18 protein-coding genes are annotated in these 18,310 nt (G+C 66.8%); 12 read left to right on the top strand and 6 right to left on the bottom strand.

Annotation, left to right across the window (positions count from 1 at the left end; genetic code table 11):
• Positions 1 to 91: 91 nt before the first annotated feature.
• Positions 92 to 1,375: a CitMHS family transporter gene (locus tag PI990_RS12970; RefSeq protein WP_271660854.1), complete on the bottom strand. Its 1,284-nt coding sequence runs from the start codon at positions 1,373 to 1,375 to the stop codon at positions 92 to 94.
• Between the two features lie 384 nt (positions 1,376 to 1,759).
• On the opposite strand from PI990_RS12970, the gene PI990_RS12965 reads away from it, so the two are divergent.
• The 10 genes from PI990_RS12965 (at position 1,760) to PI990_RS12920 (ending at position 11,628) form a co-directional block, all read left to right on the top strand.
• Positions 1,760 to 2,962 carry a citrate synthase gene (locus PI990_RS12965; protein WP_271660853.1) on the top strand — a complete coding sequence of 401 codons (1,203 nt, stop codon included), beginning with the start codon at positions 1,760 to 1,762 and terminating at the stop codon, positions 2,960 to 2,962.
• Between the two features lie 342 nt (positions 2,963 to 3,304).
• Positions 3,305 to 5,014, top strand: a complete 1,710-nt coding sequence (locus PI990_RS12960; protein ID WP_184491390.1) for a DUF1302 domain-containing protein — start codon at positions 3,305 to 3,307, stop codon at positions 5,012 to 5,014.
• 10 nt (positions 5,015 to 5,024) lie between these two features.
• Positions 5,025 to 6,383 (top strand): DUF1329 domain-containing protein, encoded by a 1,359-nt coding sequence (locus PI990_RS12955; protein ID WP_271660852.1) that lies wholly within the window; start codon positions 5,025 to 5,027, stop codon positions 6,381 to 6,383.
• A 121-nt stretch (positions 6,384 to 6,504) separates the two neighbouring features.
• Positions 6,505 to 7,890 (top strand): acyclic terpene utilization AtuA family protein, encoded by a 1,386-nt coding sequence (locus PI990_RS12950; RefSeq protein ID WP_271660851.1) that lies wholly within the window; start codon positions 6,505 to 6,507, stop codon positions 7,888 to 7,890.
• Positions 7,890 to 8,198 (top strand): DUF4387 domain-containing protein, encoded by a 309-nt coding sequence (locus tag PI990_RS12945; protein ID WP_271660850.1) that lies wholly within the window; start codon positions 7,890 to 7,892, stop codon positions 8,196 to 8,198. The genes PI990_RS12950 and PI990_RS12945 overlap by 1 nt, the downstream gene beginning before the upstream one ends.
• Positions 8,199 to 8,517: 319 nt before the next feature.
• Positions 8,518 to 9,069: a chalcone isomerase family protein gene (locus PI990_RS12940; protein ID WP_271660849.1), complete on the top strand. Its 552-nt coding sequence runs from the start codon at positions 8,518 to 8,520 to the stop codon at positions 9,067 to 9,069.
• Between the two features lie 11 nt (positions 9,070 to 9,080).
• Entirely contained in the window at positions 9,081 to 9,617 is a 537-nt protein-coding gene (locus PI990_RS12935; RefSeq protein WP_271660848.1) for a DUF3833 domain-containing protein, read from the top strand.
• 30 nt (positions 9,618 to 9,647) lie between these two features.
• Entirely contained in the window at positions 9,648 to 9,953 is a 306-nt protein-coding gene (locus PI990_RS12930; RefSeq protein WP_021220926.1) for a DUF6482 family protein, read from the top strand.
• Positions 9,947 to 11,491 (top strand): cryptochrome/photolyase family protein, encoded by a 1,545-nt coding sequence (locus tag PI990_RS12925; protein WP_271660847.1) that lies wholly within the window; start codon positions 9,947 to 9,949, stop codon positions 11,489 to 11,491. The genes PI990_RS12930 and PI990_RS12925 overlap by 7 nt, the downstream gene beginning before the upstream one ends.
• Complete coding sequence (locus PI990_RS12920; protein ID WP_081672307.1) at positions 11,488 to 11,628, top strand: DUF2256 domain-containing protein; 141 nt, start codon at positions 11,488 to 11,490, stop codon at positions 11,626 to 11,628. The genes PI990_RS12925 and PI990_RS12920 overlap by 4 nt, the downstream gene beginning before the upstream one ends.
• A 37-nt stretch (positions 11,629 to 11,665) precedes the next feature.
• Here PI990_RS12920 and PI990_RS12915 read toward each other — a convergent pair whose 3' ends face one another.
• The 3 genes from PI990_RS12915 to PI990_RS12905 all read right to left on the bottom strand — a co-directional run bounded on the left by PI990_RS12915 (position 11,666) and on the right by PI990_RS12905 (position 13,485).
• Positions 11,666 to 12,049 carry a c-type cytochrome gene (locus tag PI990_RS12915; RefSeq protein ID WP_271660846.1) on the bottom strand — a complete coding sequence of 128 codons (384 nt, stop codon included), beginning with the start codon at positions 12,047 to 12,049 and terminating at the stop codon, positions 11,666 to 11,668.
• A 186-nt stretch (positions 12,050 to 12,235) separates the two neighbouring features.
• The gene (locus tag PI990_RS12910; protein WP_271660845.1) at positions 12,236 to 12,814 is read right to left on the bottom strand and encodes an HD domain-containing protein; all 579 of its coding nucleotides are present in this window, start codon (positions 12,812 to 12,814) and stop codon (positions 12,236 to 12,238) included.
• Between the two features lie 113 nt (positions 12,815 to 12,927).
• Positions 12,928 to 13,485, bottom strand: a complete 558-nt coding sequence (locus tag PI990_RS12905) for a helix-turn-helix transcriptional regulator (protein ID WP_271660844.1) — start codon at positions 13,483 to 13,485, stop codon at positions 12,928 to 12,930.
• Between the two features lie 456 nt (positions 13,486 to 13,941).
• Between PI990_RS12905 and PI990_RS12900 the strand changes: the two genes are divergently transcribed.
• The gene (locus PI990_RS12900) at positions 13,942 to 14,457 is read left to right on the top strand and encodes a thioredoxin family protein (protein ID WP_184491277.1); all 516 of its coding nucleotides are present in this window, start codon (positions 13,942 to 13,944) and stop codon (positions 14,455 to 14,457) included.
• A gap of 28 nt (positions 14,458 to 14,485) precedes the next feature.
• Here the strand turns inward: PI990_RS12900 and PI990_RS12895 are convergent, their stop codons facing one another.
• On the bottom strand, positions 14,486 to 15,241 hold the full coding sequence (locus PI990_RS12895) for an SIR2 family NAD-dependent protein deacylase (RefSeq protein ID WP_271660843.1): 756 nt from the start codon (positions 15,239 to 15,241) through the stop codon (positions 14,486 to 14,488).
• Positions 15,242 to 15,428: 187 nt separating this feature from the next.
• On the opposite strand from PI990_RS12895, the gene PI990_RS12890 reads away from it, so the two are divergent.
• Positions 15,429 to 17,516, top strand: coding sequence for a hybrid sensor histidine kinase/response regulator (locus tag PI990_RS12890; protein WP_271660842.1), 2,088 nt, complete (start codon positions 15,429 to 15,431; stop codon positions 17,514 to 17,516).
• 3 nt (positions 17,517 to 17,519) lie between these two features.
• Here PI990_RS12890 and PI990_RS12885 read toward each other — a convergent pair whose 3' ends face one another.
• A complete protein-coding gene (locus PI990_RS12885) occupies positions 17,520 to 18,131 on the bottom strand; it encodes a LysE family translocator (protein WP_271660841.1) in 612 nt (203 codons plus the stop codon).
• Positions 18,132 to 18,310: the final 179 nt, after the last annotated feature.

The raw sequence follows: 18,310 nt of genomic DNA, 5'->3' as shown, positions 1-18,310 counted from the left end.
GCCTCGCCTGAGTAAGAAGTGTTTTCCTGCGGCAAGCCGCCACCGGCCCCGAGCTCGACGCCCGGGGAACTGCATGCGGCAGACGGGAGGGTTAGGTGATGGCGCCGGTGACCAGCGCGGAGAGGACCAGGATCGCCGAACAGCCCAGCGCCCAGAGCAGGCAGTAGCGCTGCAGCTCGCCCATGTCGCGCTTGAGCAGCCCGGCCATCAGGTAGGGGGCGGCGATCAGCGGGCTCAGGGCGTGCACCGGCTGGCCCAGTACCGAGGCCCGGGCGATGTGCAAAGGGTTCACGCCGTATTGGCCGGCGGCGCCGTTGAGGATCGGCAGGATGCCGAAGAAGAACGCGTCGTTGGACATGAAGAAGGTGAAGGGAATCGCCGCCAGCGAGGTGATCAGGCTCATGTAGGGGCCAGCGTTTTCCGGCACCACATCGAGGAAGGCCTTCGACATGCCATCGACCATGCCCGAACCGGAAAGAATCCCGGTGAAGGCACCCGCAGCGAAGATCAGCGCCACCACATTGAGCACGTTGTCCGCATGCGCGGCGATGCGCTCCTTCTGATCGTCCAGGCGCGGGTAGTTGATCACCAGCGCCAGCGCCAGGGCGATCATCATCAGCACCGGCAGCGGGCCAAGACCCAGGCCCATGCTCACCACCAGCCCCAGGGTCAGAGCCAGGTTGACCCAGAACAGATGCGGTCGGTGGCTGTCCTTGAGCGTGCGCTCCAGCTCCGGCGCCGCCATGTCGGATTGCCCCGGCACCCAGCCGAGGCGCCGGCGCTCGTACTTGCCCAGCCACCAGGCCGCGGCGAAGGCGTAGACCAGGGCGAGCAGCATGGCCGGAATCAGGCCGACGAATACATCCATGGCATCCAGGTGCAGGGCGCTGGCGGCCCGCGCGGTCGGCCCGCCCCAGGGCACGATGTTGATCACCGTGTTGGTCAGCAGCAGCATCACCGCGAGAATCAGCGGGTTCATGCCCAGGCGCAGGTACACCGGGAGAAACGAGGTGACCACCACCAGCACGGTGGTCGCCCCGTCACCATCCAGGGAGATGACGGTCGACAGCGCGGCGGTGCCGAGGGTGATGCGCAGCGGGTCGTTGCCGACCCAGCGAATGATGCGCTTGACCGCGGGTTCGAACAGGCCGGCATCGAACATCACCGCGAAATACAGCAGGGCGAACATCAGCATCATCGCGGTCGGGGTGACCTTGATGACGCCGTCCAGCACCATGCCGCCCATCTGCCCGCCGAGGCCCAGCGCCAGGGCGAACGCCACCGGCACCAGGATCAGCGCGACGATGGCCGACAGGCGCCGCGTGAGGATGAGCACCATGAACACCGAGACCATCGCAAAGCCAACCCAAGCCATTCTCTTATCCTTGTTATCAGAAGCGTTGAGGTGAAGAGCCGCACGTCAGGCGCAGGCAGCGCCCCGGTGCACGACGATCAAAAACTACACATGGATGAATTAATCGTAAATCTGTATTTTTTTCGTACACCCATCAGTCGAACAACCCAGGTACCCGCCCATCCCGGACGGCCGGAATCGCCTGCATCCAGCGAGATTCGGCTGTTGGTGGCACCCGTGGAGCACCGGCAATCGCTCGGCGCCGAACTCAAAACAACCCACTTCCCCGCTGTCCAGCAGCGGCTGAAAGCACCGATATAGACGCCGCCGGCCATCATTTACAAAAATGTAAACAGTCGACTAAGCTCGGTGCACCTGTATACAGACCGTCCACACAAGGCCGCCATGACCCAGCAAGACGAGCTCTACCTCTCAGCCGAAGAAGCCGCCGCCCTGCTCGGCGTCAACCTGCCCACGCTGTACGCCTATGTCGGGCGCAAGAACATTCGCTCGCTCAAGGTGGAGGGCTCGCGCAAGCGCCGCTACTGGGCCGCGGACATCCAGCGCCTGGTCAAGGGGCCGAAGGGTGGCGAAGGCGGTAGCAAGCGCACGGTGGACTCCTACAGCTCGCTGACCCTGCTTACCGAAGACGGCCTCTACTACCGGGGCCGCGATATCAACGAGCTGGTGGAAACCGCCACGGTGGAGGAAGTCGCGGAGATGTTCTGGCAGGTGCCCGGCGCCTTCGGCAGCACACTGCCGCACATGCCCGAAGGCATCGACCAATTGCTCGGGCTCTATGCCAACACGACGGTGATCGAAAAGGCCATCGCCCTGTTTCCGCTGGTGGAGCGGGCCAACCCCAAGGCCTTCGACCTGTCGCCGGAAGGCTATGCGCGCACCGGCGCCGATGTGGTGCGCTGGTTCGCCGCCTTGGTGGTCGGCGCGAACGTGCCGGACACCCGCCCGCTGCACGAATTCCTCGCCTCCTCCTGCGGCGTCGACCAGCGCTTCGCCGATCTGATCCGGCGCATGCTGATCCTGTGCATCGACCATGAGCTGGATCACTCGACCTACAGCGTGCGTGCCGCGGCGAATACCGGCGTCACGCCCTACTACGCCGCCATCACCGGCCTGGCCACGGCGCGCGGTCGTCGCGTGGCCTATGGGCGGAACGAGGCGGTCAGCCACCTGCTGGACGACATCTGCAACGCCAAGGACCCGGCCGAGCCGATCCTGCAGTACTACAGCCAGGGCGGTGACATTCCCGGCTTCTGCGCCAACGCCCACAGCGCCCATCACGTGCACAGCATCGCCGACCCGCGCGCGATCAGCCTGAAGAAGACCCTCGATGCGATGTTCGCCGACGACGCGGAGTACCTGCGCCTGCTCAAGGCGATGCAGGTGGCCGAGGAGCTGGTGCAGCGGCCGGTCGAGTTCATCCTCCTGGTCAGTTTCGTCGGCCGCAAACTCAACCTGGCGGGGCAGGAACTGGCCCTCGCCGCCGTCGCTCGGCTGATCGGCTGGTTCGCTCACGCCAGCGAGCAGTACAACCAGCAACCCCTGATCCGCCACCGCGCCCGCTACACCGGCGCCCTGCCCGGCTAGCCATACCCTCCCGCGCCACCCTCGCTTCGCAGTCGGCGCAGCGCCCTTTCCTCCTCGCCGAAGCTCGCCGTCCGGTATCCGGCGGCGAGCTTCGTCACGCATGGACAAAATTCGTACAGATTTACATCTGTATTTCCAACATATAGCGTCTAATCGAGATCAATTCATACATGTAGATTTTTTCTGTACATATATGACGATCTCCAAGCCTAGGGATGCCGGGAGAGCGGTCCGCCGCTCTTCGCATCGAAAACAAAAACAAAGGTGAGAGACGTGAAACCATTCATCAAGCGCCCCGGCTTGCCCGGGACAGCACTCCTGGCAGTGGCGACGGCGGGCTACATGGCCGGCGCCCAAGCGGTGAACTTCAACATTGGCGAAGTGGAGGGCCAGCTCGATTCGTCGTTATCCATCGGCGCGAGCTGGGCGGTACGCGGGCCTGACCCGGACTTCATCGCCCAGGGCAACGGCGGCAAGGGCGATTCGCGAACCTCCGACGATGCCCGCCTGAACTTCAAGAAGGGCGAGACCTTCTCGAAGATCTTCAAGGGCATCCACGACCTCGAGCTGAAGTACCGCGACTCCGGTGTATTCCTGCGCGGCAAGTACTGGTACGACTTCGAGCTGAAGGACGAGAGCCGGCTGCTCTACGACATTCGCGACGACAACCGCAAACGCGGTGCGCAGTCATCCGGCGTGGAGCTGCTCGACGCCTTCGTCTACCACAACTACGAGGTCGCCGACCGGCCTGGCTCGACGCGCATCGGCAAGCAGGTGGTCAGCTGGGGCGGCAGCACCTTCATCAGCGGCGGCATCAACAGCATCAACCCACTGGATGCCAACGCCCTGCGGCGCCCGGGCTCGGAGCTCAAGGAAGGCCTGCTCCCGGTCAACATGATCTACCTGCAGCAGGCGCTGACCGAGGAAGTCAGCGTGGAGGCCTTCTACCAGCTGGAGTGGGACCAGACCGTCGCCGACAACTGCGGCACCTTCTTCGCCAGTTCGGACATCGTCGCCGATGGCTGCTATGACCGTTACGTGGTGCGCGGTGCGGACATCGAGCCAGGCCAATCCGACAACAGCGGCCTGAACGGCAACACCATCTACCTGCCTCGCGGCGGTGATCGTGATGCCCGCGACAGCGGCCAGTTCGGCGTCGCGTTGCGCTGGTTCGTACCCGAGTTGAACGACACGGAAATCAGCCTCTACTACATGAACTACCACAGCCGCACGCCGGTAGGCAGTTCGGTGATCAGCAGCGCGCCCAACCCGCTGGCCGCGCCGGGTTTCGGTGCGGCCAATGCGCAGTACTTCCTCGAGTACCCGGAAGACATCCGTCTGTATGGCCTGAGCTTCAACACCACCGTCGGCACGGCATCCATCGAGGGCGAGGTGAGCTATCGGCCGAACATGCCGCTGGCGTTCGACGACCTGACCTACGCGACCTTGCGCCTGGCCCCGACGGTTCCAAGCGTGATCCCGAACTCGGGCATTCCCGGCGACGAGATCCACGGCTACGTCCGGGTCCCGATGACCCAGGCACAGGTGAGTGCCGTGCAGACCTTCGACCAGGTGCTCGGCGCCAGCCGCCTGAGCCTGATCGGCGAGGTCGGCTTCAACCACCTCAACGGCATCAGCGAGGGCGACTACGGCGAGTTGCGCTTCGGCCGCGCGAGCCACTTCGGCCCGGGCGAATACTTCGATAACAACGGCAACGACCTGTGCAGGACGCTGCTCAGCGGGCGCCCGGAATATTGCAACGACGATGGCTTCTTCACCCGCAACTCCTGGGGTTACCGCCTGCGCGCAGGCCTGACCTACAACGGCGTGATCGGCGGCCTCGATCTCAGCCCCAGCCTGGCCTGGTCGCACGACGTGGATGGCTATGGCCCGAACTTCACCGAAGGCAGCAAGGCCATCAGTGTCGGGCTCAGTGCCAAGTACCTGTCCAACTACGAAGCCAGCATCAGTTACACCGACTACTTCGGCGGCGACTACACCACCAACGGTGATCGGGATTTCATCAGCGCCAGCTTTGGCGTGACGTTCTGAGGACATTCCAATGACAAGACACTCCCTTTCGCGCTATGCGCTCTCGCTGTGCCTGCCCCTGCTGATCAACCCCGCGCTCGCCGCCGTGGACGCCGCGCAAGCCGACCGGCTGGGCGCTGCCCTGACACCGGTGGGTGCCGAACGCGCAGGCAATGCCGCGGGCACCATCCCCGAATGGACCGGAGGCCTGCCCACGGACGCCGGCACCGTCACCGACGGCTTCCGCTCCGATCCTTTCGCTAGCGAGACCCCGCTGTTCACCATCACCGCACAGAACCTCGAGCAGTACCGGGAGCAGTTGAGCCCGGGCCAGCAGGCGCTGTTCGCCCGCTACCCGAGCACCTACAAGATCCCGGTCTACCCCAGCCACCGCAGCGTGGCCTGGCCGCAGAAAACCTACGAGGTGATCCGCAAGAACGCCCTGAACGTCACCACGGTGGAAGGCGGCAACGGCCTGGAGCACTACACCAGCCCGCTGGCCTTCCCGCTGCCACAGACCGGCCTGGAGGTGTTGTGGAACCACATCACCCGCTATCGAGGCGGCAGCTTCACTCGGGAAACCACGGCCTTCATGACCACGCCTGCGGGCGGGTACTCGTGGAAGACCGAGCGTGATCGCCTGGCCTATACCCAGGAGCTCCTGGACTACGACCCGGAGAAGTCGAAGAACATCCTCTACTACTTCACGTCGGTGAACATCGCCCCCGCCCGGGACGTTGGCGGAGTGCTGCTGGTCCACGAGACCCTCAACCAGGTCAAGGAACCGCGCATGGCCTGGCAGTACAACTCCGGCCAGCGGCGGGTACGACGGGCGCCCCAGGTCGCCTATGACAGCCCCGGGCCGGGCAACCTGCGCACCAACGACCAGAGCGACATGTTCAACGGCTCTCCCGACCGCTACGACTGGAAGCTGGTGGGCAAGCGGGAAATGTACGTGCCCTACAACAGCTTCCGCCTGGCCGACCCGAACAACAGCTATGACGAACTGATCACCCCCGGTCACCTCAACCAGGACAAGACCCGCTACGAGCTGCACCGGGTCTGGGAAGTCATCGGCACGCTGAAGGAGGGACAGCGCCACGTCTACTTCAAGCGCCACCTGTTCATCGATGAAGACAGCTGGACCATCGTCGAGGCCGACCACTACGACAGCCGCGGCAACCTCTGGCGCGTCTCGGAGAACCACATTCTGCCGCTCTACGACGTGCAGGCGCAGATATCCGCCGGCGAGCTGACCTATGACCTGACCTCGGGCCGCTACCTGAGCAACTTCATGATCAACAAGGTGAAGAACGCCTATCAGTTCGGCCTCAAGGCCAAGACCTCGGACTTCACCCCGGCCGCCCTGCGTTTGATGGGCATTCGCTGACGCAGCCGCTCAGCGACACGCGGGCCCCGCTTCTCTGGCCGCCCGGTCATCGACGCCAGGCCAGAGACCTTTGCCGCCCCGAGGGCGGCATTTTTTAAACGCGCAGAGACTTAGGAAGAACATGGAAAATCCCGTCAAGATTCTGATCCCTTGTGGTTCGATAGGCAGCGGCATCCGCGAAGAAGAAGTGCGCCTGGGCATCGCGCTCGGCGCCCAGGCCATCGCCTGCGACGCGGGCTCCACGGACAGTGGTGCGGCCTACATGATCCAGGGCGTCGGCAAGTACCCACGCGCCACCATCAAGCAGGAACTGGCGATCCTCATGAAGGCCCGGGCCGAAGCGAAGATCCCGCTGATCATCGGTTCCTGCGGCCAGTCGGGCACCGATGCCGCCCTGGACTGGATGCGCGACATCGCCCTGGAGATCGCCCGCGAAAATGGCCTGACACCGAAGATCGCCGTGCTCTATTGCGAGCAGGACAAGGCCACGCTCAAAGCCAAGCATGCCGTTGGCAAGATCAGGGAGCTGCCACCGCTCGGGCCCATCACCGACGAACTGATCGACTCCTGCGAGCGCATCGTCGCCTCCATGGGCGTGGAGCCCTACATCGCCGCCCTGCGTGACGGCGCCGACATCGTGCTCGGCGGGCGCACCACCGACACCGCGGTGATCGCCTCCTACGGCCTGTTCAAGGGCGCACCCGCCGGCCCCGCCTGGCACGCGGCGAAGATCGCCGAGTGCGGTGCGCAGTGCACCGTCGACCCCACCAATGGCAACGGCATCCTCATCAGCATCGACAGCGAGGGCTTCGAGGTCGAGCCGCTGCAGCCGAACAACAGCTGCGCACCGGAGACCGTGTGCGCCCACATGCTTTACGAGAACTCCAACCCGTTCCTGCTCACCGAGCCGGGCGGTGTGCTCGACGTCACCGACGCCCGCTACGTACAGAAGGACGCCCGCGTCGTACGCGTCACCGGCGCCCGCTGGATCGAGAAGCCCTACACCATGAAGCTCGAAGGCGCGGCGGCCGGGCGCTACCAGACACTGATGCTGATCGGCATCGAAGACCCCGACATCCTCGCCCGCATCGACGAATTCCAGGGCCGCATGCACGAGGCGCTCACCGGCCGCGTGCAGTCGGTGATCGGTGCCGAAGCCGGGGACTTCCACATCTCGCTGCGCGTCTATGGCTGGAATGCCGTGTCCGGCATGCAGCGCGCACCGGGCACGCCAGCGCCCCTGGAGGTCGGCATCCTGTTCGTCGCCACCGCCGACACCCAGGCGATGGCCACGCGCATCGCCAAGACCTGCAACCCGTGGTTCTTCCACTGGCCGCTGGAGCGCAACCGCGAACTGCCAAGCCACGGTTTCCCCTTCTCGCCCGCCGAACTGGAGCGCGGCGCGGTGTACGAATTCAAGCTCAACCATGTCGTGGAAACCGACGATGGCTTCGAGCTCGTGCGCAGCCAATGGATCGATCTGTCCAACCAAGTGGAGCCCGCCTAATGGCCACCCTCAAAGACGTCAGCCGTCACGTCCGCTCGAAGAACGCCGGCCCCTTCTGGGTCACCGTGGACATCTTCTTCGACAGCAAGGAGAGCTTCAGCAAATACGCCAGGACCGAGAAACTGTCGCCCAGCGTATTCGCCGATCTCTACAACGCCGACCCGGAGCATGTGCACCATTACCTCGTGCCGGACCTGAACATCCTGAAGATCTCCTACCCCCGCACCTGGTCGCAGGGCGGAGAGCTGGAGCGGGACATGCACGCAGGCAACCAGTGCAAGCGTCTACTCACCATCGAACTCGACTGAGCCTCGGGGCCGGCAGCTCTGCCGGCCCTTCCCATCCCGCCCATTCAAGACACCTGTCGATTTCCAGCGCCAATACGCCATGCCCTGGCACCCATCCAGGACACTCTCCAGCGGGAACCCGGACACTGCCCCTTGGCCGCTCTCGCCAGAAGCAGCCAGTCACGATACGAGCGATTACCCGGTAGCCGTGCGAGGGTCCTTGTACGGGCCGCACAGACGCGCATCGCGGTAAGCCCAGCAAACAAATCTATACAAATACTTATACAACGCTAATATTTGTATAATTTTATCACCCACCCACAGACCGGGAGAGACCACCATGGGCCTGGCGATATCCCCCGCTTCGGCGCTACGCCGTGCCGTCCTGCTATGCCTGCTTCTGATAGCCGCGCCGTGCTGGGCCGACTGGCGGGGCGAGCTTCCCAAGGCCGAGCTGGTCGGCCAGGGCGATTTCACCTGGTTCGGCCTGCGGGTGTACCAGGCCCGCCTATGGAGCCCGGCGGCGCCCATCGACTGGGAGCAGCCCTTCGCCCTGGAGCTCATCTACAGCCGCGAGCTGTCGCGAGACACCCTGGTGCAGGCCAGCCTGGACGAGATGCGCCGCCTGGGCGGTTCCTCGCTGGACGAGGCGCGCCTGGCGGCCTGGGACGGCGAGATGCGCCAGGCCTTCGTCGATGTGCAGCCGGGCCAGCGCATCACCGGCCTCTACCTGCCGGGCCGGGGAAGCCGCTTCTACGTCGACGGCCAGTTCCGCCACGCGGTGGCCGATACCGATTTCGCCCACGCGTTCTTCGCCATCTGGCTGGATGCCCGTACCCGTAATCCCGAGCTGCGCCGCGAGCTGCTCGGGCTCAATGAAACAAACCAATGAGGAGGCCGATGATGCGTGCCGTAATAGGGTTGCTGTGCTGCCTGCTGCTCGCCGGGTGCGGTGGTGTGGAGGTCGATCATTACGCCAAGGAGCGCCCGCAGCTGGACCTGCCGGGGTTCTTCTCCAGGCCGGTGCAGGCCTGGGGCATCTTCCAGAACCGCTCGGGCGAGGTGGTCAAGCGCTTCAAGGTGGACATCACCAGCCGCCGCGAGGGCGAGCGGCTGATTCTCGACGAACGCTTCCTCTACAGCGACGGGACCCGCCAGCAGCGGGTGTGGACCCTGCAACCGCTGGGTGATGGACGCTGGCGCGGCCGCGCGGCGGACGTGATCGGTGAAGCGGATGGCGAGGTGGCGGGCAACGCCCTGCGCTGGCGCTACACGCTGAACCTGGAGGTGGACGGCTCGACCTGGGAAGTGGACTTCGACGACTGGATGTACCTGATGGACGAGGACACCCTGATCAACCGCTCGAGCATGAGCAAGCTCGGCGTCGAACTGGGCCAGGTGACCCTGTTCTTCCGCCGCGACTCCGCATTGCAACACTGACTGACCGGGCGTGAGCCGGAGGACTGGGCGATGAATCTCCAACAACTTGGCGAAGCCGCGCTGGCGGGCCGTATCGAAGGGCTCGACGTGGTATCCCTGGAGGGCGGCTTCTACATCCTCCAGGCGCGCCTCGCTTCGGGCCTCGAAGGGGTGCTGGACGAGCAGGGCAAGGTCTTGCGCCTGCGCTCGACGACTCAGCTCCGCGACCTGCTGCAGGGTTTGCCACGGCTGCCTTGCGAGCTGGTGCAACATTGCGTCCATGACGAGATGTGCGGCGCCCGCGAGGGCCCGCTGGAACCGCTGCGCCTGCCCCTGTCGCTGGACTCGCAATGGTGAACGGACACGTTCGCCGGCTCGGCCTGGTGCTGGGCGACCAGCTCGGCTTCGACCTTTCGCTGTTCGCGGCCCTCGACCCGGCCCGCGACGCGGTGCTGATGGCGGAAGTCAACGAAGAGGCGAGCTACGTGCCGCACCACCCGCACAAGATCGTGCTGGTCTTCAGCGCCATGCGCCACTTCGCGGCGGCACTGGAGCAGCGTGGCTGGCGGGTGATCTACACCCGGCTCGACGCACCCGACAACAGCGGCAGCCTGGCGGGCGAGCTGCGCCGCTGGCACGCCGCCCTGGGCGAGCCGGAGCTGCACCTGACCGAGTGCGGCGAATGGCGCGTGGAAGACGCGCTGCGCGCCACCGGGTTGCCGCTGAACTGGCACGCCGACAGCCGCTTCCTCTGCTCCCGCGAGGCGTTCGCGCGCTGGGCGGGTGAGCGCAAGCAACTGCGCATGGAGCTGTTCTACCGCGAGATGCGCAAGCGCAGCGGCATGCTGCTGGAGCCGGACGGCCAGCCGCTGGGGGGCAGCTGGAACTTCGACGCCGACAATCGCAAGGCGCTGCCCAAGGGCGTGCGCGGCCCCTTTCCCGCGCGCTTCGGCCAGGACGCCATCACCCGCGAGGTGGTGGCCCTGGTGGGCGAGCGCTTCGCCCACCATTACGGGCGCCTGGAGGGCTTCGACTACCCGGTGACCCACGCCGAGGCCCAGGCGCTCTGGCAGCACTTCCTGGCGTTCGCCCTGCCCGCCTTCGGCGACTACCAGGACGCCATGGCCGAAGGCGAGCCCTACCTCTTCCACGCGCGCATCAGCGCCGCCCTGAACATCGGCCTGCTGGACCTGCGCCAGCTCTGCGCCGACGTGGAGAATGCCCACCGCCAGGGCCAGGTGCCGCTCAACGCGGCGGAAGGCTTCATCCGCCAGTTGATCGGCTGGCGCGAGTACGTGCGCGGCATCTACTGGCTGCGCATGCCGGACTACGCCACGCTCAACGTCTTCGGCAACAGCCGGCCGCTGCCGGCGTTCTACTGGACCGGCCGCACCGAGATGCGCTGCATGGCCCAGGCCATCGGCCAGACCCTGGAGCTGGGCTATGCGCACCACATCCAGCGGCTGATGGTGACCGGCAACTTCGCCCTGCTCGCCGGCATCGCCCCCGCGGCCATCTGCGAGTGGTACCTGGCGGTCTACCTGGACGCCTTCGAGTGGGTGGAGCTGCCCAACACCCTGGGCATGGTGATGCACGCCGACGGTGGCTACCTCGGCTCCAAGCCCTATTGCGCCAGCGGCCGCTACATCCAGCGCATGTCCGACCATTGCGCGTCGTGCCGCTACCGCGTGGACCGTGCCACCGAGGAGGACGCCTGCCCGTTCAACGCGCTCTACTGGCACTTCCTGATGCGCCACAGCGAGCGCCTGGGCCGCAACCCGCGCCTGGCCATGCCCTATCGCAACCTGCAGCGCATGGACCAGGCCCGGGTCGATGCGCTCTGGGAGCGCGGCGAATGGCTGCTGGCGCGGCTGGATGCCGGCGAGGCGCTGTGAAGAAGGCGCACCTGCCGCAAAAGACCTGCGCGGTGTGCGGGCGGCCCTTCGCCTGGCGCCGCCGCTGGGCGCATTGCTGGGACGAGGTGCGCTATTGCTCCGAGCGTTGCCGTCGCCAGCGCCGCGCGGCTCAGTGAAGGTGGGCAGCCGCCCCGCTCGCCTCTGCGCCGCTCTTCAGCGCGCCTTGAGGATCACGCCGCTCATGTACTGGTTGAGGTCGCGAAAATCCTGAACGCTCCAGGCGTGAGGCGGGATCTTCACGCCGTTCTCCTGCAGGGTGCGGGGAATCAGGTTGCCGTTGGGGCGGAGAATCACCGACGAGACGATGACACCCGGGTAGTCCGCCAGCCGCTGCTTGAACGCAGCTGTGGTCAGGTCGGGGGTGGGTGGGTCGCTCTTATGGGCCAGGGGCCCGGTGCCCTTGATGTCCGCCCCGTGGCACACGGCGCATCGCTGCTGGTAGAGCGTCTTGCCGTTGGCGATACCCGCAAGACAGGACAGGGGCTGGGTGAGTGACAGCGCGCCCAGCAGCGCGATAAGCGACGGTTTGATTTTCATACGGCCTTGTACGAACCAGACGGGGATTGAGGGCGTGCCTCGGCGTTGCTCCTGCAACGCGCGCGTCGTCCAAGAGGTCGACCGGCACGCCGCCATGGTCCCATAGGCAGCCGCTCTAGCGTCAGGGTTTTCGTGTCATGCCGGGCGCAGATGTGATGGGGTTCGAGCGGGGTGCCAGGGAGCGCCCTACTCGCCCGCCTGGGCTTCCATGCGCTGCCGCGTGCCTGCGTCCAGCTGCTCGCGAATGGCCGCGAACAGGGGCTCGTCGCTGGTGTAGCGGCGCCCGTAGCCGAGGTTGAAGGCGTAGTCGAAGTCCGCCGGGTTGGCGCCCTGGTTGTGCTGCAGCAGGGTCTCCAGCTTGTCCAGCGCCTTGACCGCCAGCGCCTCGGGGGAGGCGGCGTTCTCGTAGTCGTCCCACAGCGCGAGAATCTCGTCGCGCAGCGCGGCGTCGAGGGTGCGGGTCAGGGTCAGCAGGTCTTCGCGTTCCTGGGCGCCCTTGTCGGGGTGGCCGCCCTGCTCGATGGCGGGGATGTCGCCGTGGATGGCTTCGCCCAGGTCGTGGACCACGCACATCTTCAGCACCCGCAGCAGGTCGAGCCCGGCCAGCTCATCGGCGAAGGTGATGGCCATCAGGCACAGGCGCCAGCTGTGTTCGGCGGTGCTTTCGGCGCGCCCGCTGGAGGTGTGGGCGCTGCGCAGCACGTCCTTGAGGCGCTCCGCCTCGCGGAGGAAGTCGAGCCGTCCCTTGATCCTGTCGATGTTCATCTCTCACCCACGAATATGGCCGTCGGGGCGCAGGGGGCGCCCTCGCAGTCGCACAGCCTAGGCGCGGGGGCGATCCCACGTCCACGCATGGATTATGCGTGGGTGGCCGGGGCTCAGAGGGTTTCCACCAGGCGCGCAGCGGTGCCGTCGGAGAGGGTCATGCGCGTCCAGCGGCACAGGCCCTGGCGGATGGGCACGATGGCGGAGTCATTGGTGCCACTGCCGAACTCCAGCGCCGGCGGCATCAGCAGGTCGCGCCAGCCCAGGGCATCCAGGGCCGCTTCCTTGCGCGCGATCTCCGGCGTTGCGTAGCGCCACAGCGAGCGCCCCATCAGCTCGGCCAGGGGTATGGAGAATTCGGCAGCGCGGGCGGCGGAACAGGCCAGCAGGCGATGGCTCAGGTCGCAGACCAGGTGCACGGCGCGCGGGCTGTCGCTCACCAGCCGCGCCAGGGCCTGGTCGGCTGCGGCCTCCAGCCGGGCGGCCAGCATCTGCTCCACCCGCGCCCGCTCGGCGGGCTCCATCTCCTGCACGCCGCTTTCCCAACGCGAGATGGTCGATTGCGCCACGCCGAACAGCTGCGCCGCATGGGCCTGCTTGACCCGATGCAGCAGGCGCCAACGCCGCAGCGCGACGCCGAGCACGGCCGGTTTCAGAAGGCTGTCGTTCATGGGGCGGGCCCAGGGGAAATCCGTGGAAAGAGAGCGGATTTTGCAGGCTCATGCGGAACGCGGCCAGATAATCCTGTGATTCCCGACGATGGGTTGCGCAAGGTGCCGTAGGTTGGCGCCGAGCGCAGCGAGACCCAACGCAACGATGCCCGGCCCCCGCTACGTTGGGCTTCGTGCCTCAACCCAACCTACGGAACATCGTGCCTCCCGGCGGCCTCCCCGGTGGACGAAAAGAGCGTCGTCCACCCTACACACCGGTCGGCACCGTGGTTTGGGTTGCGCTCAGTGCCGTAGGTTGGCGCCGAGCGCAGCGAGGCCCAACAGAGCGATAGCCAGCCCCGCAAGCTGGATCAAAGGTGCCCCCGTCTACCTGGCAAAAGCGGCAGCAACACTTGATGCGAGCGCCACTTTTCTGCTGGGATGCCCGCCTCTTCCCATCGTTCCCAGGAGGCCTCCATGGCGTCTTACCAGCAGCTGTTCGACATCGGCCAGGGCTTCGCCGACTTCCTCCGCAGCGGCCTGCCCACCGAGCGGGATGCCGCCAATTCGGTGGTGCAGAAGCTCGCGACGCCCGGCTGCATCGCCCCGGCGGCGCTCACCCGACTGCAACGCATCGAACGCCGCTACCACCTGCTGGTGGTGGGCGAGATGTGGTGCCCGGACTGCCAGATCAACGTCTCGGTGCTCGACTTCATCTGCCGCAGCCAGCCGCTGATCGACCTGGCGGTGATCACCAAGGGCCGCGCCGAGGACGACCTCAAGGCGCGCCTGAACCTCGACAGGGTTTCCATCCCGCTGGTGGTGGTGCTCGACGCCGCGTTCGAGCCGGTGGGGCTGTTCGTCGAGCGCCCGCAGGCGGTGATCGGCGCCGGTGACGAGGTGCTGCGCGACTACAAGGCCGGCCTCTACCTGGAAGCCACGGTCGACGACCTGCTGGCGCTGCTCGAACAGGCCGAACAGCGCAGTGCATGAGCCGCTGGCCACCCCGTTGAGATGATGCCTAGGCGTCAGCGCCGAAGGCCTGGCGCAACAGCGCCGGCAGCAACTCGCCGGCCGGGCCCGCCAGGGCGAACTCGCGCTCGCCCTGCACCGCCACCGGCTGGGTGTTGAGGTGCAGCACGGTGGCGCCCGCCCTCAGCGCCAGGCGCGGAATGCTCGCGGCCGGCTCGACCACGCCCGAGGTGCCGATGGACAGCAGCAGGTCGCATTCCTCGGCCGCCGTGAAGGCGGCACGCAGCACATCCCCCGGCAACTGCTCGCCGAACCACACCACGCCCGGCCGCAGCTTGCCGTTGCAACGGGTGCAGCGCGGCGGCTCCACCCGGCGCCCTTCGTTCGGCTCGTCGGGCTTGGGTATCTCCAGCGCCGGCCGCGTGCAGGCGAAGCAGCGCAGCGCATCGAGGCGGCCATGCAGGTGCAGCGCCTCGCGGCTGCCGGCGCGCTCGTGGAGGTCGTCGACGTTCTGGGTGATGAGGGTGAGCTTCGGCACCAGGGTCGCCAGGCGGGCGATGGCCAGGTGCGCGGCATTGGGTTGGGCGCGGTGCACCAGGGTGCGGCGCCACTCGTACCAGCCCCAGACCAGGGCCGGGTCACGGCGGAAGCCCTCGGCGCTGGCCAGCTCGCTCGCCTCGTAGCGCTCCCAGAGCCCGGTCAGGCGGTCACGGAAGGTGGGGATGCCGCTCTCGGCGGAGATGCCGGCGCCGGTGAACACCACGAGGTGACGGGCCTTGGCTAGCAGGGAGGGATCGAAGCTCATCGACAGGGTCCGGTAACGAAGCGGGGGCAACCACCCTGCCAGCATTGGTACGAGCGTTCAACGCCCCGGCGGGCAAGCGACGAACGACCCGCCTGGGTGTGCGCCAGTCAGCGTTTTTTATCGCCTGGAAGGTGGCCAAGGCGGCCGTCATGACCGATATTGCTTGCCTGTTCCAACGGATAACGCCATGGACGCCACATCCTTCCCCGTTGCCCCCGGCCCGATGAGCCGGCGGGTACGCGAACTCGACTGGGCACGGACGCCCCTCGGTCCCATCGCCGCCTGGCCCGCCAGCCTGCGGGTGGCCGTGGAAATGATGCTCGCCTCGCACTTTCCCAGCTGCCTGTTCTGGGGGCCCGAGCGCATCACCCTGTACAACGACGCCTTCAAGCCGATTCTCGGGGCCAAGCCCGAAGCCCTCGGCCGGCCCTTCGACGATGTATGGCGGGAGGCTTGGTACAGCATCGGCCCCATCGCCGACCGCGCCTTCACTGGCGAGGCCACCTTCATCGAAGACTTCCCGCTGGAGATCGACCGCAACGGGCGCATGGAACGCTGCTACTTCACCTTCTGCTACAGCCCGGTGCGCGACGAGCGCGGCGAGGTGGTGGGCGTGCTCGACACCGTGATCGAAACCACAGCGCAGCGGGTGGCGGAACAGCAGTTGCGCCAGCTCACCCAGACCCTGGAGCGCCAGGTGGCCGACCGCACCCGCGATCGCAACCGCCTGTGGAACCTGTCGCCCGACGTGATGCTGATCACCCGCCTGGACATGACCATCACCGCCGCCAACCCGGCGCTGGGGCCGGTGCTGGGCTGGACCGAAAAGGAACTGGTGGGCACCAGCTCCCTGGACCTGGTGCACGGCGATGACCTGTCCCTCGCCTGGGGTGCCAGCCACAGCCTGATGCAGGGCGAAACCCTGCGCGACTTCGACTGCCGCATGCGCCACAAGGACGGCAGCTACCGCTGGATCAGCTGGTCATCCAGCCCCGGCGAAGGCCATATCAGCGCCATCGGCCGCGACATCACCCAGGAGCGCGAACGCGCCGAAACCCTGCGCCAGACCGAAGAGCTGCTGCGCCAGAGCCAGAAGATGGAGGCGGTGGGCCAGCTCACCGGCGGCCTCGCCCACGACTTCAACAACCTCCTGGCCGGCATCAGCGGCAGCCTGGAGCTGCTCAAGCTGCGGGTATCCCAGGGCCGCACCGGCGAGCTGGACCGCTACATCTCCACCGCACGCACCGCCGCCGAGCGCGCCGCCACCCTGACCCACCGCCTGCTGGCCTTCTCCCGCCGCCAGGCGCTGGACCCCAAGCCGACCAACGTCAACCGCCTGGTGGCCGGCATGCAGGAGCTGATCAGCCGCACCATGGGCCCGATGATCGAGGTGGAAGTGCTCAGCGGCCCCGAGCTGTGGACCGTGCTGGTGGACCCCAACCAGCTGGAAAGCGCCCTGCTCAACATCTGCATCAACGCCCGCGACGCCATGCCCGGCGGTGGCCGCCTCAGCATCGGCACCTGCAACCACCGCCTGGTGGAGCCCCGTGCGGGCGAACTGGGCCTGGCAGTGGGTGAATACCTCTCGCTCTGCGTGACCGACACCGGCACCGGCATGCCGGAAGAGGTGATCGCCCGCGTCTTCGACCCCTTCTTCACCACCAAGCCGGTGGGCCAGGGCACCGGCCTCGGCCTGTCGATGGTCTACGGTTTCGCCCGCCAGTCCGGCGGCGCGGTGCAGATCGCCTCGCAGCCGGGCGAAGGCACCAGCCTTTATATCCACCTGCCCCGCCACCACGGCGAGGAACGCATCGAGCACAACACCGGGTCGGAATTCGCACCCCGGGCCGAGCGCCAGGCCACGGTGCTGGTGGTGGACGACGAGTCGCCCCTGCGCATGCTCATCGGCGAGGTGCTGCGCGACCTGGGCTACCAGGTGCTGGAAGCGGTGGATGGCGCCTCGGGCCTGGCCCTGCTGGACAGCGAACAGCGCATCGACCTGCTGCTGGCCGATGTCGGCCTGCCCGGCGGCATGAACGGCAAGGACATGGCCCGGCTCGCCCGGCGCCTGCGCCCCGACCTGCGGGTGCTGTTCATCACCGGCTATGCGCAGAACAGCCTGTTCGACAACGAGCAGCTGGAGTCGGGCATGGAGGTGCTGGCCAAACCCTTCGCCATCGAATCCCTCGCCTCACGGGTCAAGGGATTGCTGCAGAAAAGCGTGCAGCCACGCCAGCGCAGCGAGCGACAGGGCCCCTCGGCACGTACCGGCTGACCCCTAGCGGGTCAGCGGCAGCGCCAGCCCGGCGGCAGCGAACAGCGCCCCGCAGCAGCGGTTGAAGCCCTTGCCGCTGCGCGCCAGCCAGGGCCGCACGCGGTGGGCCAGGCGCGCCAGCAGGTATTCCACCAGCGCCTCGATCAGCACGAAGGTCAGGGTCATCACCAGGAACTGCAGCCACAGCTGCTGCGCCGGGTCGAGGAACTGCGAAAGGAAGGCGCCGAAGAACAGGATCACCTTGGGGTTGGACACCGCCGAGAACAGGCCCTGGCGGAACAGGCTGATGCCGCTGCGGCGCTGGCCCTCGCCACCGGTGGAAACCTGGACCGGCGGCGCCCGCCAGAGCTGCACGCCGAGCCAGATCAGGTACAGCCCGCCGGCCACCTTGAGCACCGTCAGCGCATCGGCCGAGGCCTTGAGCAGCGCGCCGATGCCGAACATCGACAAGGCCATGATCAGCACGAAGCCCAGCGCCCCGCCGGCGATGGTGAACAGCGCCCGGCGGTGGCCATGCAACGCCCCGTGGGACAGCGCCAACAACGCATTCGGCCCAGGCGTGAGGGAAAGGCCGAGAACGGCCAGCAGGTAGATCAGCCAGGTGTGCAGTGCCATGGGGATCGGCCATCGAAGCGGGAAGGAGCAGCCAGTCTAACGAGCCGGCAACCCCCTTGAAATCCCCCTTCCCCGTCATGCCCCGCCCTCACCCTGTAGGAGCGAATTCATTCGCGATGGAATAGCCGACCACACGCAGACTCGTGCCGACTGCAAGTCTTTCGCGGCTGAAGCCGCTC

The organism is Pseudomonas sp. TUM22785, from assembly GCF_028198105.1.
Lineage (GTDB): Bacteria > Pseudomonadota > Gammaproteobacteria > Pseudomonadales > Pseudomonadaceae > Metapseudomonas > Metapseudomonas solani.
This window is presented reverse-complemented; position numbering and strand designations above follow the sequence as displayed.

Excerpts from the sequence above, each read along its gene's own strand:
- PI990_RS12970 (WP_271660854.1), bottom strand. The coding sequence starts at position 1,375 with ATGGCTTGGGTTGGCTTTGCGATGGTCTCGGTGTTCATGGTGCTCATC.
- PI990_RS12965 (WP_271660853.1), top strand. The coding sequence starts at position 1,760 with ATGACCCAGCAAGACGAGCTCTACCTCTCAGCCGAAGAAGCCGCCGCC.
- PI990_RS12960 (WP_184491390.1), top strand. The coding sequence starts at position 3,305 with ATGGCCGGCGCCCAAGCGGTGAACTTCAACATTGGCGAAGTGGAGGGC.
- PI990_RS12955 (WP_271660852.1), top strand. The coding sequence starts at position 5,025 with ATGACAAGACACTCCCTTTCGCGCTATGCGCTCTCGCTGTGCCTGCCC.
- PI990_RS12950 (WP_271660851.1), top strand. The coding sequence starts at position 6,505 with ATGGAAAATCCCGTCAAGATTCTGATCCCTTGTGGTTCGATAGGCAGC.
- PI990_RS12945 (WP_271660850.1), top strand. The coding sequence starts at position 7,890 with ATGGCCACCCTCAAAGACGTCAGCCGTCACGTCCGCTCGAAGAACGCC.
- PI990_RS12940 (WP_271660849.1), top strand. The coding sequence starts at position 8,518 with ATGGGCCTGGCGATATCCCCCGCTTCGGCGCTACGCCGTGCCGTCCTG.
- PI990_RS12935 (WP_271660848.1), top strand. The coding sequence starts at position 9,081 with ATGCGTGCCGTAATAGGGTTGCTGTGCTGCCTGCTGCTCGCCGGGTGC.
- PI990_RS12930 (WP_021220926.1), top strand. The coding sequence starts at position 9,648 with ATGAATCTCCAACAACTTGGCGAAGCCGCGCTGGCGGGCCGTATCGAA.
- PI990_RS12925 (WP_271660847.1), top strand. The coding sequence starts at position 9,947 with ATGGTGAACGGACACGTTCGCCGGCTCGGCCTGGTGCTGGGCGACCAG.
- PI990_RS12915 (WP_271660846.1), bottom strand. The coding sequence starts at position 12,049 with ATGAAAATCAAACCGTCGCTTATCGCGCTGCTGGGCGCGCTGTCACTC.
- PI990_RS12910 (WP_271660845.1), bottom strand. The coding sequence starts at position 12,814 with ATGAACATCGACAGGATCAAGGGACGGCTCGACTTCCTCCGCGAGGCG.
- PI990_RS12905 (WP_271660844.1), bottom strand. The coding sequence starts at position 13,485 with ATGAACGACAGCCTTCTGAAACCGGCCGTGCTCGGCGTCGCGCTGCGG.
- PI990_RS12900 (WP_184491277.1), top strand. The coding sequence starts at position 13,942 with ATGGCGTCTTACCAGCAGCTGTTCGACATCGGCCAGGGCTTCGCCGAC.
- PI990_RS12895 (WP_271660843.1), bottom strand. The coding sequence starts at position 15,241 with ATGAGCTTCGATCCCTCCCTGCTAGCCAAGGCCCGTCACCTCGTGGTG.
- PI990_RS12890 (WP_271660842.1), top strand. The coding sequence starts at position 15,429 with ATGGACGCCACATCCTTCCCCGTTGCCCCCGGCCCGATGAGCCGGCGG.
- PI990_RS12885 (WP_271660841.1), bottom strand. The coding sequence starts at position 18,131 with ATGGCACTGCACACCTGGCTGATCTACCTGCTGGCCGTTCTCGGCCTT.